General features: G+C 39.5%; 16 protein-coding genes and 1 pseudogene. 16 read left to right on the plus strand and 1 reads right to left on the minus strand.

All coding sequences use genetic code 11. The features are described 5' to 3' along the window. Positions 1-80 precede the first annotated feature (80 nt). Positions 81-1,223 (minus strand): hypothetical protein, encoded by a 1,143-nt coding sequence (locus K9N40_03380; protein ID MCF7813508.1) that lies wholly within the window; start codon positions 1,221-1,223, stop codon positions 81-83. Between the two features lie 546 nt (positions 1,224-1,769). On the opposite strand from K9N40_03380, the gene K9N40_03385 reads away from it, so the two are divergent. The 16 genes and pseudogenes from K9N40_03385 to K9N40_03460 all read left to right on the plus strand — a co-directional run bounded on the left by K9N40_03385 (position 1,770) and on the right by K9N40_03460 (position 14,642). Then, positions 1,770-2,408, plus strand: a complete 639-nt coding sequence (locus K9N40_03385; protein MCF7813509.1) for a TetR/AcrR family transcriptional regulator — start codon at positions 1,770-1,772, stop codon at positions 2,406-2,408. An 11-nt stretch (positions 2,409-2,419) separates the two neighbouring features. After that, complete coding sequence (locus K9N40_03390) at positions 2,420-2,914, plus strand: Na+/H+ antiporter subunit E (GenBank protein MCF7813510.1); 495 nt, start codon at positions 2,420-2,422, stop codon at positions 2,912-2,914. Positions 2,915-2,963: 49 nt separating this feature from the next. Further along, positions 2,964-3,176, plus strand: a complete 213-nt coding sequence (locus K9N40_03395) for a cation:proton antiporter (GenBank protein ID MCF7813511.1) — start codon at positions 2,964-2,966, stop codon at positions 3,174-3,176. Next, positions 3,177-3,536, plus strand: a complete 360-nt coding sequence (gene mnhG / locus K9N40_03400; protein MCF7813512.1) for a monovalent cation/H(+) antiporter subunit G — start codon at positions 3,177-3,179, stop codon at positions 3,534-3,536. Then, positions 3,536-3,820, plus strand: a complete 285-nt coding sequence (locus K9N40_03405; protein ID MCF7813513.1) for a DUF4040 domain-containing protein — start codon at positions 3,536-3,538, stop codon at positions 3,818-3,820. The genes mnhG and K9N40_03405 overlap by 1 nt, the downstream gene beginning before the upstream one ends. Then, on the plus strand, positions 3,813-4,496 hold the full coding sequence (locus K9N40_03410) for a Na(+)/H(+) antiporter subunit B (protein MCF7813514.1): 684 nt from the start codon (positions 3,813-3,815) through the stop codon (positions 4,494-4,496). Before K9N40_03405 ends, K9N40_03410 begins: the two co-directional genes overlap by 8 nt. Further along, on the plus strand, positions 4,493-4,846 hold the full coding sequence (locus K9N40_03415) for a sodium:proton antiporter (GenBank protein ID MCF7813515.1): 354 nt from the start codon (positions 4,493-4,495) through the stop codon (positions 4,844-4,846). The genes K9N40_03410 and K9N40_03415 overlap by 4 nt, the downstream gene beginning before the upstream one ends. Continuing rightward, positions 4,840-7,971 (plus strand): hypothetical protein, encoded by a 3,132-nt coding sequence (locus tag K9N40_03420; protein ID MCF7813516.1) that lies wholly within the window; start codon positions 4,840-4,842, stop codon positions 7,969-7,971. Before K9N40_03415 ends, K9N40_03420 begins: the two co-directional genes overlap by 7 nt. A gap of 13 nt (positions 7,972-7,984) precedes the next feature. Beyond that, positions 7,985-8,902 (plus strand): NADH-quinone oxidoreductase subunit H, encoded by a 918-nt coding sequence (locus tag K9N40_03425; GenBank protein MCF7813517.1) that lies wholly within the window; start codon positions 7,985-7,987, stop codon positions 8,900-8,902. Between the two features lie 13 nt (positions 8,903-8,915). Then, entirely contained in the window at positions 8,916-9,536 is a 621-nt protein-coding gene (gene nuoB / locus K9N40_03430) for an NADH-quinone oxidoreductase subunit NuoB (GenBank protein MCF7813518.1), read from the plus strand. Positions 9,537-9,542: 6 nt separating this feature from the next. After that, positions 9,543-10,103: an NADH-quinone oxidoreductase subunit C gene (locus tag K9N40_03435; protein MCF7813519.1), complete on the plus strand. Its 561-nt coding sequence runs from the start codon at positions 9,543-9,545 to the stop codon at positions 10,101-10,103. Then, complete coding sequence (locus K9N40_03440; GenBank protein MCF7813520.1) at positions 10,093-11,259, plus strand: NADH-quinone oxidoreductase subunit D; 1,167 nt, start codon at positions 10,093-10,095, stop codon at positions 11,257-11,259. Before K9N40_03435 ends, K9N40_03440 begins: the two co-directional genes overlap by 11 nt. Before the next feature lie 4 nt (positions 11,260-11,263). Beyond that, positions 11,264-13,045, plus strand: a complete 1,782-nt coding sequence (locus K9N40_03445) for an FAD-dependent oxidoreductase (protein ID MCF7813521.1) — start codon at positions 11,264-11,266, stop codon at positions 13,043-13,045. Positions 13,046-13,073: 28 nt separating this feature from the next. Further along, a complete protein-coding gene (locus K9N40_03450) occupies positions 13,074-13,535 on the plus strand; it encodes a CBS domain-containing protein (GenBank protein MCF7813522.1) in 462 nt (153 codons plus the stop codon). A 135-nt stretch (positions 13,536-13,670) separates the two neighbouring features. Then, a complete protein-coding gene (locus K9N40_03455) occupies positions 13,671-13,922 on the plus strand; it encodes a hypothetical protein (protein ID MCF7813523.1) in 252 nt (83 codons plus the stop codon). A 291-nt stretch (positions 13,923-14,213) separates the two neighbouring features. Next, positions 14,214-14,642, plus strand: a pseudogene (locus tag K9N40_03460) (LysM peptidoglycan-binding domain-containing protein). The last annotated feature ends 216 nt before the right edge of the window (positions 14,643-14,858 follow it).

Here is a 14,858-nt window from a genome sequence, read left to right on the forward strand (position 1 = left end):
TGTCCAGCCAGGTAGCAGCATGGACAAAAGCAAGAAACAAAAAAGAATGCTCTATAAACTGGCAGTTTACCACCCAAGATTCACGAGTTAAATTGAAACGTCTCTATCCGACAATCGATGATTGACGGGTCACTAGTATTATCCGGCAAACCGAGATAGCGGTTACCGCCGGCTGCAAAGGAAATATTCTGAAAGCTCTCAGAAAACAGACTACCGCTGCTGTTAACATAGAATTTTTCACTACCATCTTGTCCTGCCTGAAAAAAATTATCCCCAACAAAATTAACTTGAACTCCATCAACTCCGGCAGAATTAACATATACCCCGTCCATATCAGCTCTTCCAACCCAGAGTCCATTACCTTCAGAACCATTTACAACAAATCCCGCAGGATTTTCAGTATTATAATTCATCGCAGTAGGAGTACCAATTTGCACCGCTTGAAAACCATTCCACAATATTTGATCAGCTTGATATCCACTTATTGTGTTAAATGACAAGAAACCAGAATATTGTGTTCCGCTAGCAGTAACGCCATATGATGAATTATTAACATTCAGCCCATTATATACTCCACTTACAAATATCCCATCACCTGTATCACTTTGATTCTGGATACTGAGAACAGCATCTTCAGAGTTAGCAGTCATCGTATCGGGTCCCACTTTATGCAGATAAGTATCATCATAAATCTGGGTGATGCCGCTCAAGCCGGAGCCGTCACCCACATAAGCATCTGCAGTCATAGTTCCCGAGATTGTGGCGTTGCCGTCACCATCCTGCTGCACCACGCCGGAGAGAGCCACGCCTTCCAGAGTGGCAGCATAAGCAGAAGTATCGGCATTGGCAGCCTGATAGGAGCGGATCGAGAACGGCACGGGCAGAAATTTCTGGCGCGGCGTTATCTCTTCTCCGCCCACAAAAAAGGTGATGAAAAGTTCATCGCCGGCAAAGAGATCGGCAGGAAAAGCAGTGTCATTGCCCAGTTCCACGGCAAATAAACCGTCTTCGATATTCACAGAATAATGCAGTTCCGACCAGAGCTGTGTTCCAGCGGTCAGATCATCATAAATACGAAATTCGATCATTTTTGTGTCGTTAACCGGAATGCCGTCCGCATCCTGTAGCATTCCCTGAAAGTTTAGAGTACTTTGTTCTGAGAATAAAATTACACTCACAAGCACAATCAGTATAAAAACAAAAAAAACATGATTTCTTTTCATCGGATTTCCCCCCTTATAATATCGACTTCATTCCGCAAACATTTTTCCCAGAGAATCTTAATAATTAATCTGATTGATTTATTGAATGCTGCTCATTTTAGTCAAGAAAAAAAATATAATTTGGAAGAAGCATTTCTTTTTACAGAAGTAATTTAGCTGCAACTTAGAATGGGGAATATAAAGATGATAATTATTAATTCTGCATTAGCAGGATACAGCTTTCAACGTCGGGTGAAAATTCAAAAGACAAAATTCAAACCAAAAGATAATTTGCTACTATAATGAAAATTCATAAATTTGATTTTCACCGTGGCAGAACCAAGGTGTATTTCGCTAAATTTATTTCAGCAAGCTGAAAATCGAATTTTTATTATTTACCCCTCTGCCTTCGGCATCTCCCCTCAAACAGGGGAGAAAATTTGGAAAACCCCGACGCCGAGCAGCAAGGAATTTTTTCGATTAAATCTTTAACACTATAAAAAAAATACTTTGACATTTCTGACCGGTGGTCATTTTCTGACTCTTGAAGAAATTTAGAAGGATTTTATGGGAATTCTGGAAAGAAAGGAGCGGGAGAAAGAGCAGCGTAAGATCGATATAATCGATGCTGCAGAAAAGGTATTTTTCTCCAAAGGCTTTGATAACGCCAGCATGAATGATGTGGCTGAACAAGCTGAATTGAGCAAGGGAACACTTTATCTTTATTTCAACAGCAAAAATGAACTCTGTATGGCTATCATCGTTCGTAGTTTGGAAAAGATTTTGGAGCTGTTCCAGAAAATTATTGATAAAAATTGTAATGGCCTGAAAAAATTACAATTGATCTCCGAAGAATTCTTAAATTTTACCATCGCTCATCCAAAATATTATAAAGCACTACTCACTTTTAGAAATCATAGTATTGAATGTTCTGAAACTGGATATATTTATCAGGAAAGTTTAAAAAAAAATTCAGAGATCAATGATTTGATAAAAAAAATAATCGAATCTGGTCATGCTGATAACAGCATCTCACCTACTGCTGATGCTGCAAAACTTGCTCAGGCGATCTGGGGAAACTTGACAGGATTTCTTCCAGGATGCATATTAGCAAAGAATCAGATGAACAAGCAGACTGATGTAGAACCTGCTGTAGTTCTGAGATATATCTTCGAGCTGATACAAAATGCAATAAAAGCTCAATAACAGGAGTTTTGATGAAATTTTTTAAAAAAGCTGTTTTCTTATTTATCACACTATTTCTCATCTGGATATTACTTACAGGTTTGCACCCACAGGAATTGATCATTGGAGCAATTGTAGCTTTAATTATCATGTTGATCTTCCTGGGAAGTGCGGAAATTTTTGCTGAGATCAAACTAACGCCAAAAGCATTTGTTTTCTGGTTGATCTACATTTTTGTGTTTTTGTGGGAACTTATCAAATCGAATCTGGATGTTGCTTTCAGGGTTTTAAATCCAAAACTTCCCATCAATCCGGGAATCGTGAAAGTTAAAACAAATCTTAAATCTAAGATCGGCAGAATAATCCTGGCAAATTCTATTACACTTACTCCGGGAACGCTGACCGTAGAAACTAAAGATGATTTCTTCTATATTCACTGGATCGATATAAGCTCTACCGATATCGAAGGAGCTACGAATGCAATTGTGGCAAAATTTGAAAAATATCTGGAGGTGATCTTTGGATAATCTAGCCAATCTTATCTACAACATCGCAGCATATTTGGCTTTGGCAGGAATGATAATCGCACTCATTCGAATGCTGAAAGGACCAACTGCGGCTGACAGAGTAGTAGCACTCGATGTAATGACAATCATTTCCATTTCACTGATCGTTTTCATTGCCGCCCTGCTGAAAAGGATCATCTACATTGATGTAGCTCTGGTTTATGCACTCATGAGTTTCATCGGAGTAATAGCGATCGCCCGTTACTTGGAAAGGGGGCTATAAATGGAATTAATTGGAGCTATAGTTACACTGATCGGAGCAATATTCCTTTTCCTGGGAGCTCTGGGAATTCTGCGAATGCCAGATGTATATAATAGAATGCAGGCGGGAACGAAAGCAACAACCCTGGGTAGTATTTTCTTCCTGTTTGGAATCTGCATCGGTCATTCTGTAGGAGTTTGTTTCTGGAAAATCGTTCTGTTAATTTTATTCCTGATTTTCACAAATCCTATTTCGTCTCACACCTTGGCACGAGCTGCTCATTTTGCCGGGATCAAGTTAGCAAAACGTTCCGTGAAAGACGATCTGGAAAAGGATGAAAATGAATCTGTTAATGAAGATTTTAAGGGAGAAGAAATATGATTTCCACAATAATTATTGTACTTGGTATTATCATGATCTTTGCAGCATTTATGGCAATCTATTTCCAAAACCTGGTTTCGGCTATCCTTAGTGCCGGAGTTATCAGTTTACTTGCCAGTATTATTTATATTTTGCTTGCTGCACCAGACGTAGCGATGACAGAAGCTGCTATCGGATCAGGATTGACCACGGTAGTCTTTCTTTATGCCTTCAATAAAATTAGAAAAATGAAAGTGGAAAACAGGCAGAAAGCAGCTAACGTAAAAGGAGAAGAAAATGGTTAAAAGATTCTTCACCTTCCTTTTTATTATATTCCTTATTTATATATTGTTTCCGATGTTCTATGTTATTTTCAGTGATACTGAACTTAATCCGCTGGCAGCAAATTACGTGAGTGCAGGACCCGATGAACTGGGCAGCCAGAACCTGGTAACATCTGTAATTGTTACTTATCGTGGATTGGACACTTTAGGCGAAGTTACTGTTCTGTTCATTGCCACAGCTGGTGTGGGTTTTCTACTGAAAACTAAAGAAGCAAAATCTAAAAAGAGAAAAGCTTCTGAACTTCTGCAGACAGGATCCGGTTTCTTAGCACCTATTATAATTTTATTTGGTGTTTATATCTTTTCCCATGGCCATCTTACACCTGGTGGTGGCTTTCAAGGTGGAGTTATAATCGCTACTGGTATATTGCTGTTGATGCTGGCAAACGTGAACTGGAAAATGAATAAAACTGTGTTACACACAATTGAATCTCTTTCCGGTGCATTTTATATTGTAATTGGTTTACTGGGAATTTTCCTGGCAGGCGGATTTCTGGATAATCGCATTTTACCTCTGGGAGAATTTGGTACACTTTTCAGTGCCGGAGCTATTCCCATAATTTACTCTCTGATTGGACTAAAAGTAGGTTCCGAACTGGTGGGAATTCTGGATAACTTGAGCGGGGAGGAAGCATGATCTTAGTTTCAATGCTTGGCTTTATTCTTATCATTATTGGTTTGTGGGGAATGCTGACTCAGAAAAATATCATCAAGATGATCATTGGATTTTCCATAATCGATACCGGAATTCATCTCGTGATAGTTTCCATTGGCTACCTGAAAGACCGCACAGCTCCCATTTTGGATGCTGCAGTTGAAAAAGCAACAGCAGTAGAAAGAGTAGTCGACCCTGTTCCCTCTGCTCTGGTTCTAACTGCAATTGTAATCGGGCTGGCCGTTACAGCGCTCATGCTGGTTTACGCCGTGCAAATGTATAAACATAAAAAATCATTGCAGATAAATGATTTTGAGGAGTTGAAATGGTAAATCCTATCTGGATACTGCTTGTAACTTTGGGAATTGCCTTCCTGATAGCTTTATTTGATAAACTCTCTCGAAGTTTATCTCAACTTGTCTTTTTTGGAGCTTTGGTATTAACTACGGCTATTTCGGCTCAATGGTTTTTTAATATTCTATATGGTGGTGAAGGAACACAGATTTTCACAGCCGGCACGATTCCACCGATCTCGATCAATTTGCAAATGGGCCTGGAAGAATCATTATTCACTTTTCTTATAAATCTGGCAGCTCTGCTTTCAGCTTTGTATCTTGCTCCAAAATTCCGACTGGCAAAATCGTATGCTTTGTCATTGTATCTGGCATTGGTTCTGGGTTTGAACGGACTGGTGATGACGCGTGATTTATTCAACGTATTTGTTTTTCTGGAAATCACTGCCATTTCCACTTACGGTTTGATCGCCCTGAATAAAAATACACAAAGCCTTTCTGCCGGATTTAAATATCTCATCGCCGGAGGATTAGCTTCTGCTTTCTTCCTGCTGGGAACGATTTACATCTACAAATTCACCGGAACATTAAATATCGATTTTATTATCAATTCTCAGGAAATGCTATCAGGAAAACTTGGATTTCTGGCATTATTTCTGCTACTTTCTGCAGTTCTAATTGAGCTGAAACCATTTCCTGCCAACGGTTGGGCATTGGATGTTTATCAAGCCGCCGATCCGGGTATTTCGGCTCTCATTGCAGCAGCTTCATCGGCTGCCATATTTTTTGTGTTTTATAAATTAATTTTTCTTTTTGATGCCATTCTTCCCGCCATCACGGTTTTGGGAATGATCACTTTTATCGGCTCGAATCTGGTTGCTCTGAAGCAGACGAATGGACGCCGATTGCTGGGCTATTCTTCCATTGCACAAATGGGATTGCTTCTGGCTGCCTTAGCTTTGATCTTCCAATTTTCCGATTTGGAAAGTGTGGGAAATTCTATTTTTGTAATTATTGGTGGTTTGTTCATCAATCACTTCCTGGCAAAAGCTGGTTTATTCTGGTTAGCAGGAATGGTTAAAGGACAGAAGCTGGAAGATTTTGCCGTTTTGAAATCCGATCCCATGAAAATTATCATGTTCACTTCATTTTTGTTCGCACTTATCGGTTTACCACCATTTCCGGGTTTCTGGGCAAAATGGGAGCTTATAATGCAGTTGGCAGCCAACAATATGTTACCCTTGATAGGCTTGATCTTATTCGGATCGCTGCTGGAAGCTGTTTACCTGCTGCGCTGGCTGGTAAAGATCGTTTCCTCAAAAACTAAAGAACCATCAACTTATAACTTTAATAAAGTTCTTCCTGTTTCGTTATTCTTTTTGCTGCTTTATCTTTTTGGCTTGATCTCCTCGAATCATCTGGAAGGTTCCGATCCACTCTACCTCTTCCCCATCATGTTTGGAGCAATTTTGTATGCCCTGGACTGGCTGCCTGCAAAAATGAAAACTTTTCTGGTGATTTTTATTACATTGGGAACCGGATATTTGATTGTGCCGGAACTTTCTGGAATTCGCTATATTTTTGGAATTATGTTTATCGCTGGAAGTGCTATTCTGCTGATAACCACATTACATTCCAAAGGAATCCGAAGAGGATTTTATCCGCTTATCGTGATGCTGATAACTTCGCTATCCGGTCTTCTGCAGGCAGAAACGACTCTGCAGTTTTTCCTCTCCTGGGAAATCATGGCGATCAGTGCTTTTCTGCTGATATTACGAGGAAAATTCTCTGCTCCGCATGCTTTGCGATATATTTTATTCTCCACTTTAGGAAGTTATTTCATACTTACAGCTTTTGGTTTTGCTTTTCGAGAAAACGGTAATGTGCTGCTGGAATCTTTTGCCATGATCTACACTTCCGCTCCCACAATTTTAATTTTCCTTTCTCTGGGATTTTCGATAAAAAGCGGTGCTTTGGGCCTTCATTTATGGTTGCCGGGTTCATATGCAGAAGCTGAAGATGATTTTTCACCGTTTGTTTCGTCGCTACTCAGTAAAGCAGGAATTTTTGGATTCCTGATATTCCTGGGAATTTTCGGTAAAAACTTTCTGGGAGACACTTCGATTACCGTTCTACTGGGATGGATTGGAGTTTTAACAGCCTTCTTCGGAGCGTTGATGGCAATTTTCCAGGAAGACATCAAATATCTTCTGGCTTATTCCAGTATGAGTCAGATCGGTTACATCGTGCTTACGGTTGCCTCTCTCAGTCATCTGGGCTGGGTTGCGGCTATTTATATGAGTGTAAATCACTTCCTGTTCAAAGCGATCTTGTTCATCACGGTCGCCGGAGTAATATCCCGAGTGGGAACGCGAAATATGTTTGAAATGGGCGGTCTTATCAAGAAAATGCCATTATCATTTGTAGCTGTTCTCATTTCCATCATCGCCATTTCAGGCGTTCCGCCGTTAACAGGATTTGGCAGTAAATGGTTGATGTACAACGCATTATTTGATAAAGGCTGGTATCTGCAGGCAGGATTAGCTTTCTTTTCCGGAGCAATTTCGTTCCTGTATCTTTTCCGTTTGATCCACACGATCTTTCTGGGACAGGGAAAAACTGCTCACAAAAAAGTGAAAGAGGCTTCACCGTTTTACATTGTTCCCTCATTTCTGCTCATCATGGTCATCATGGCATTTTCCACATATCCAAATCTTTTGATAAAACCAATTACTGCAGCTGTGGAAACACATTTTGCCACAAACATAAATTGGGAAAATTACACTCTGATCAGTCCGTTTGGTTATTGGAATGGCTATAATGTAATGCTTGTAACGATGGGTGTTTTCATGCTGCCACTTATCTGGATTTCACTGCGCATCCGCTCGATTCGTAAAGTAAAACAGTTCAACATAGTTTACGCAGCCGAACGACCGGAAAAACCGGAAACTACTCATTTTGCCTACAATTTCTTTGCGCCCTATCAGAAGGCTCTGGGATTTCTGGTGGAGCCCCGTGTAACCAAAATCTGGAATTCTGTTGTAGAATGGACTTATTCCATTTCCGCATCATTAAGGCATATTTATACAGGAAATGGTCAAACCTACGGACTTCACATCATAATGTATATAGTAATAATTTATTTTGCAATTGGAATAAAATAATTAGGAGAGTTTGATGGAATTTAGTTTTCCGAATTCAATATATTTTGCGATAATTTCACTGGCATTTGCTATAATTTATGGTTTATTCATGTTTGGCTTTGTAGCCAGGATCGTGGCACGTGTTCATGGAAGAATTGGAATGCCGGTCTGGCAGCCGTTTCTGGATATCATCAAAAACAACGGCAAACGCACCATGATATCACATGGAATAATGTTTTATCTTGGTTCTGTATTTCGTTTAGCTGGTGGACTGGGATTATATCTTTTTATGCCGGTTTTATACGGTTCAGAATTTTTTGCCAATTTCAGTTTCAGCGGAGATCTGCTTCTTTTGATGTATTTCTTCTTTTTTGGCCAGTTGGGAATGGCTTTGGGTGCTGGAGAAAGCGGACATCCTTACGCTGCAATGGGAGTAAGTAGAGGACTTTCTCAAATGACGGCCTTTGAAGTTCCCTACACTTTAGCGGTTATTTCTCTGGTAATCCAATATAAAACTTTAAACGTGCTTGATATTGTTGCCGCTCAACAAGGTTCATTTCTAAACTGGACGCTCTTCACAAATCCCCTGGCAGTAACAGCTGCTATTTTAGCAATGCTGGGAATGAACATGCATTCACCGTTCGATATTGTGCGTGCACCACAGGAAATTCCAGTTGGACCTCCAGTTGAACATCACAGCGCTTTTCTGGGAATGCTGCAGACAAATCGAGCTCTATTCAATGTTGCAAAACTGATTTTATTCATGAATCTTTTCTTCGGTGGTGCTACGAATCTTATTGTGCTTATCATCAAAACTTTCCTCATTTATATGATTTCGGTTGTGGTTGGCGTTGCCTTCCCACGTTTCCGAACCGAACAATCGATCCGATTTTTCCTGGGAATTCCAACCATTATTGGAATTCTATCGATAATATTCTGGGCAATAAAATAAGGAGAGCCTTCCAATGAAAAAAGAAAAAGAAAAATTAGCAAATCTGGGTTTGCCGGAACATGAACGAGACCTCTTTTGTGATGCCCGTCCGACACCTTCTAAACCTTTTGCCAGATACATCGAGAAATTTGTTAACTGGGCACGAGCAAACTCTCTGTGGCTGATCGCTTACGGAACAGGCTGCGGTGCCATTGAGCTGCGCCCGCTGATGACTTCCCGCTACGATATGTATCGATATGGAATAGCTCCCCGACCGACTCCGCGCCAATCGTCGGTTTTCATCATCGGTGGCTACATGAGTGTAAAAACACTGAAGCGCGTTGTACGCAGTTATGAACAAATGCAGAATCCCAAATTCGTGATCGCTCTGGGCAGCTGCACGATAAACGGCGGCATGTATTACGATAGTTATTACACCATAAATCGCGTCGATCATTACATTCCGGTTGATGTGTATGTGGCAGGTTGTATGCCGCGACCAGAAGCAATTATTGCAGGCTTCAACAAACTGAAAGAACTTATCAAAGCCGGCAAAGGTGAAGGTGCCAATAAATATGCCGAGAATTTTGACTGGTACAAAAATAATCAGAAAAAGATAATTAAAGACTGGAATATGCCCGATTATAACTGGTAGGAAAAAATGAAAGAATTATTGAACGCAATTAAGAAAAAATATGGATTAAAAAAAGTTGTTAAGCAGCGAGATGATTTGTTTTTCGTAACTGTACCCAAGAGTTATGCTGTCGACTTCATCACACACATGAAAGATTATGAAAAATTTACACATCTTGCTTTCTTAAATGCAGTGGACCGGCTGGAAAAGAATCTTTTTCAACTTACTTATCTGCTGGATAATCCCACCTCAAATATAAGTTTGGGAATTCGTGTTGAAGTATCTCGAACTGAACCGGAAATGACGACAATTCATCATCTCTGGAATCAGGTTGCAGCTTACGAAAGAGAATTAAAAGAAATGTTCGGAATTCGCTTTCCCGGCAGTCCACGCCAGCATGAATCTTTTGTTTTGGAAGGTTGGCAGGAAATTCCACCCATGCGCAGAGATTTTGATACGCTCAAATATTCCAATGAAACCTTCTTCCCACGACCAGGAAGGCAAACACACGATCCCAAAGAATATATGAAAGAAAAGCTATATCCTGATTTCTTTAAAAAAGAAAAGGAGGAAACAGATGAACGCTAATCGAGATAAATATCCTCCTATTCATAACGGAAAAGCGAAGATCGATCTTGATTCTCAAAAATATGTGAAATTGTGGCAAGGTCCGCAACATCCCGGTGTGACAGGAAATATGTCTTTGGAAGTAACTTTGTGCGGTGATGAAGTAGTCGATCTTAAAACGCACGTGGGCTATTTGCATCGCGGTTTTGAAAAATTGATCGAACGCCGCAAATTCATCCAGAATTTTACTATCGTCTGCCGCATCTGCGTTCCCGAACCCGATACGAATGAATATTTATATTGCGCTGCTGTGGAAGATCTGGCAGGAATTAAAGTTCCCGAAAAAGCAGTCTGGCTGCGAACCTTAACGATGGAACTTTCCCGTTTAGCAAGCTTTCTCATGTGGATCGGCGGACAAGCCGGAGCTTTGGGATTGGGAACAGTAGGACAATGGACTGTAACGCATCGTGATTATATTCTGGATCTTTTTGAAGAGCTTTCCGGTGCCAGAATTTATCATATGTACATTGTTCCCGGCGGCGTACGATATGATCTTCCTGATGGGTTTGATAATAGATTGGAAGCTGTACTTCAAAAAGTTGAAAAACTTCTAAAAGAAGTAAAAATGGTGCTTCTAAACAATATCGTTGTAAAAAAACGTCTTATCGGTTTGGGAATTATCAATCAGGAAATGGTTGATCAATTTGGAATTGTCGGGCCAAATGCCCGTTCTACAGGATTGAAAAGAGATATTAGAAAAGACAATCCCTATTTAGTTTATGATCAACTGGATTTTGAACCTGTAACTCATTCTCATTCAGATGCTTACAATAGAATAGTTAGCAGATATAATGAGATGTTGCAGTCAATTGATCTGATTCGTCAAATCATGCGCAGAATTCCGGAAAAAGGCAAAATTCATAAAACACTGCCTAATGTACTGAACTGGAAAATTCCAGCTGGAGAAACCTATGTGAAAGCCGAATCCACCCGCGGTGAATACGGCTATTATCTGGTTTCAGATGGTTCTGGTAAACCTAGAAGATGTTACGTGCGAGGTCCCAGCTACACACATGCAATTCCACTTTTGGAACATTTAGCAATCGGAACAAACATCGCAGATCTTGCAGCTTTGATGGTTTCTCTGCACACTTATCCACCGGAAATTGAGAGGTAAAATTATGAGCTTAAAAGATATATTGTCACCGTTTTATGTTTGGAAGAGAGCTTTCGAAAAACCCTACACAACACCAAATCCGCTTCAAGACAGACCAGGAGCCGAAAGATATCGAGGTTTTCATCAAAATGATCTGGAAAAATGCATCGGCTGTGGCTCTTGTGAAGCGATCTGCCAGAATGCAGCAATCGACATGGTTCCGGTAGAAGGAATTGAAACGACGAAAAAAGACAGTGGACTTCGTCCGCAAATAGATTATGGTCGCTGCTGCTGGTGCGCTTTATGTGTAGATATCTGTACAACCGATTCCTTGAAAATGAGCAATGATTATACCTGGGTAGATACTGATGCAGATGTTTTTCGATTTGTACCGGGAGCAGAAACAAAAAAATGGGACAAAATCGAAGAAGGTTATCAGCGGAGTGATGAATATAAATTGTTACTTCCAGATCAAATAAAAATGCCGATGATGACAGCAGATGAAAGCATTCAATCTTTTTTGGAAGTGGTGAAAGGATACTCCAAAAATGAAGCGATAAGAGAAGCAGAACGGTGCGTGGAATGCGGACTTTGTGTGGCTTCCTGTCCTGCCCATATGGACATCCCCGAATACATCAAAGCAATCAGAGAAGATAATCTGGAAGAAGCTTTACAGCTGCTTTATAAGACAAATCCAATGCCTTCGACATGTGGAAGAATTTGTACTCATCTTTGTGAAGGTGCTTGTTCGATTGGTGTAAAGGGTGAAGCTCTGGCAATTCGCTGGCTCAAACGCTATATTGTAGATCAGATCGAACCTTCCAAATTCAAAGAAATTCTAAAGGATGAATTCAAACCCAACAATAAGAAAATAGCAATAATTGGAGCAGGCCCGGCTGGTTTGAGTGCTGCATATTATTTGATTACTACCGGTTATGATGTTACAGTTTTTGAAGCTAATGAAAAAGCCGGCGGCATGATCCGTTATGGCGTTCCCGAATATCGCATGCCCTACGATAAACTGGATGAAGAAATCGCTTACATCGAAAATCTGGGAGTGAAGATAAAATATAATTACAGGATCGGAGAAAAGATAAAATTTCAGGATCTGCAAAATGATTTCGAGGCAATTTTCATTTCTCCGGGTATGTGGAATTCCATTCCTGTAAATATTGTAGGTGAAGAACTTCCGCAAGTATTATCGGGAATTCAGCTTCTGAACAAAGTGACAAATAAAGAAAAAATAGAACTTGGCAAAAAAGTGGGTGTTATTGGTGGTGGAAACTCTGCCATGGATGCTGCCAGAACCGCTCGCAGATTGGGAGCGGAAGTTGATATCTATTATCGTCGAAGAATAGAAGATATGCCTGCTGATGATGAAGAAATTGATGAAGCTCAGGAAGAGGGAATTAAATTCTATCCGCAAACAACACCCTTGGAAATCAAAAAAGACGGAAAGGGAATTATTTTAATTTGGGGTAAGAATAAAATGAAATATGAGGAAGGAAAACGCCCGAAACCCATTCTTATCAAAGGTGAATCTTTTGAAGTGAAACTTGATTCATTGATAATTGCTATTGGTCAGAATGCCGATTTCACATTCCTACCAGAAAAATTAAGAGATAAAATTGAAACAAAATGGGATAAGATCGTGGTGGATGAAAATGGCAAGACCAACATTCCCAAAGTATTTTCCGGTGGTGATGCTTCCAATTATAAAGCTGATGCCATCAGCGCAATTGCCGATGGTCACCGTGCTGCGATGGGAATCGATAAATTTTTGAATTCAGGTAAAAATGTAAATTAATCGCATCTACATTCAAAGGAGAAGAATAATGCTGATAGAAGATATTTTAAAAGAAAAAGGCCGACAAATAATATCGATCAATCAAAAAGATTCTATCTGTGATGTTTTGCAGCTTTTCACAGAAAAGAAGATCGGCTCGGTAATCGTGATGGATGATAATGAAAAAATTGCCGGGATAATAACTGAAAAAGATGTTTTAAAATGTTATCGGGATGCTGAAAAATTCGATCAATTGAAAATAAAAGATTTTATGACTCCCAAAGAAAACCTGATAATTGCATCTTACAATGATGACATCCAATATGCCATGTGCATGATGACAAAACACAGGATAAAGCATTTGCCGATTTTTAAAGATTCTCAACTTTTTGGGATAATTTCAATAGGAGATCTCATCAAAGCCCAACTTAAGCAAAGCCAGCATACTGCGAAAACATATCTTGATCTTTTGGAAGGAAAAACTCCTCAACCTGACAATGAAGAATTTTAAAGAATTATTTTTTTCTTATCTAATATAAAATATATTTAATTTTTCTTGCATCAGGTTTATACTTGACAAATAATAACTCTGATGAAAAGAAGTGAATGTGTAATTTTAGAAAATTCTTTTAAAGAAGGAGATATTATGAAGAAGAGTCTTAGAATGTTGTTGGGATTTGTAATTCTGGCATCGATTTTACTTTCCGCTTGTGCACCTCCACCACCTCCTGTTACAAAGGATCAGTTGGACATAGCAGAGCAGGAAGCAATTGCTGCCGAAGAAGCTGCAGCCGATCAGTGTGCTGCCACAAAAGAAATGGAAGCAAAAGTTTCTGCAAAACAGGCAGAGCTTGATGATTTGAAAAATTACAAAAATGAACTGGAAGCAAGGAAATAGGGGGAACAGATGAAAAAATTTATCATTTTATTAATCGCAGTTATGATCGTTGTTCCTGCTGTTATTAGTGCAAAAGTTGCTTATCTCAGCGAAGAAGATTATAAGAAATTGAACAAGAAAGAAAGATTGGCTTACTGGGATGAACTTGAAACAGAATTAGCTGCTCTTCAACAAAGAAAAGCAGACGCTATAGCACAACAAGAACAATGTACAGCTCAGATGGATGATCTCAAAAAGCAGGAAATGGCACTTGATACAGAATATCAGCAAACCTATAATTCAATTCTGGCAATGCTGAATGTGGAGAAAAAAGCAGTTCCAGCTATTAATACAAGATTGGACGAATTCAATCAGAGAGTAAGCAACTGGGAAAAACTTTCTGATGATGAACTTTGGAAAGCCAAGAAATCTGTTCGCGGATTGATTGCTGAATACAAAGATTATCGCGATACAAACGAAACCCTGGTTCCAGATTATCGTAAAGAATTTTCCGATCTTGATAACAGAGTTGCCAATCTGGAAAGATCTCTTGATAATGCTGAACCAAAATACTATGAAGACACATATACCATTGTGAAAGGTGATTGGCTCTCTAAAATTGCCGGTTATAGCTTTATTTATAACGACATTTCCAAATGGCCCATCATTTACCGAGCAAATCGCGACAGAATTAAAGATCCAAACCTGATCTATCCAGATCAAGTTATCAAAATTCCTCGCGGTCTTCCCAATGAATGGAAAGTTTACAGAGGTGAATGTCTGTGGAGAATTGCCGGTTATCCAGAAGTTTATAACAATGCGGCAAAATGGCCTATGATCTACAGAGCAAACAAAGACAAGATCAAAGATCCTGATTTGATTTATCCAAATCAGATATTCCAGATACCAAGAGACTAATTCTTATAAATATAAAAGAAGCCTCTCTTCAAAATGTTG

It is taken from the genome of Candidatus Cloacimonadota bacterium (assembly GCA_021734245.1).
Classification (GTDB): Bacteria; Cloacimonadota; Cloacimonadia; order Cloacimonadales; family TCS61; genus B137-G9.

Excerpts from the sequence above, each read along its gene's own strand:
- K9N40_03415 (MCF7813515.1), top strand. The coding sequence starts at position 4,493 with ATGATCTTAGTTTCAATGCTTGGCTTTATTCTTATCATTATTGGTTTG.
- K9N40_03455 (MCF7813523.1), top strand. The coding sequence starts at position 13,671 with ATGAAGAAGAGTCTTAGAATGTTGTTGGGATTTGTAATTCTGGCATCG.
- K9N40_03440 (MCF7813520.1), top strand. The coding sequence starts at position 10,093 with ATGAACGCTAATCGAGATAAATATCCTCCTATTCATAACGGAAAAGCG.
- K9N40_03410 (MCF7813514.1), top strand. The coding sequence starts at position 3,813 with ATGGTTAAAAGATTCTTCACCTTCCTTTTTATTATATTCCTTATTTAT.
- K9N40_03425 (MCF7813517.1), top strand. The coding sequence starts at position 7,985 with ATGGAATTTAGTTTTCCGAATTCAATATATTTTGCGATAATTTCACTG.
- K9N40_03445 (MCF7813521.1), top strand. The coding sequence starts at position 11,264 with ATGAGCTTAAAAGATATATTGTCACCGTTTTATGTTTGGAAGAGAGCT.
- K9N40_03390 (MCF7813510.1), top strand. The coding sequence starts at position 2,420 with ATGAAATTTTTTAAAAAAGCTGTTTTCTTATTTATCACACTATTTCTC.
- nuoB (MCF7813518.1), top strand. The coding sequence starts at position 8,916 with ATGAAAAAAGAAAAAGAAAAATTAGCAAATCTGGGTTTGCCGGAACAT.
- K9N40_03395 (MCF7813511.1), top strand. The coding sequence starts at position 2,964 with ATGATAATCGCACTCATTCGAATGCTGAAAGGACCAACTGCGGCTGAC.
- K9N40_03380 (MCF7813508.1), bottom strand. The coding sequence starts at position 1,223 with ATGAAAAGAAATCATGTTTTTTTTGTTTTTATACTGATTGTGCTTGTG.
- K9N40_03450 (MCF7813522.1), top strand. The coding sequence starts at position 13,074 with ATGCTGATAGAAGATATTTTAAAAGAAAAAGGCCGACAAATAATATCG.
- K9N40_03420 (MCF7813516.1), top strand. The coding sequence starts at position 4,840 with ATGGTAAATCCTATCTGGATACTGCTTGTAACTTTGGGAATTGCCTTC.
- K9N40_03435 (MCF7813519.1), top strand. The coding sequence starts at position 9,543 with ATGAAAGAATTATTGAACGCAATTAAGAAAAAATATGGATTAAAAAAA.
- mnhG (MCF7813512.1), top strand. The coding sequence starts at position 3,177 with ATGGAATTAATTGGAGCTATAGTTACACTGATCGGAGCAATATTCCTT.
- K9N40_03385 (MCF7813509.1), top strand. The coding sequence starts at position 1,770 with ATGGGAATTCTGGAAAGAAAGGAGCGGGAGAAAGAGCAGCGTAAGATC.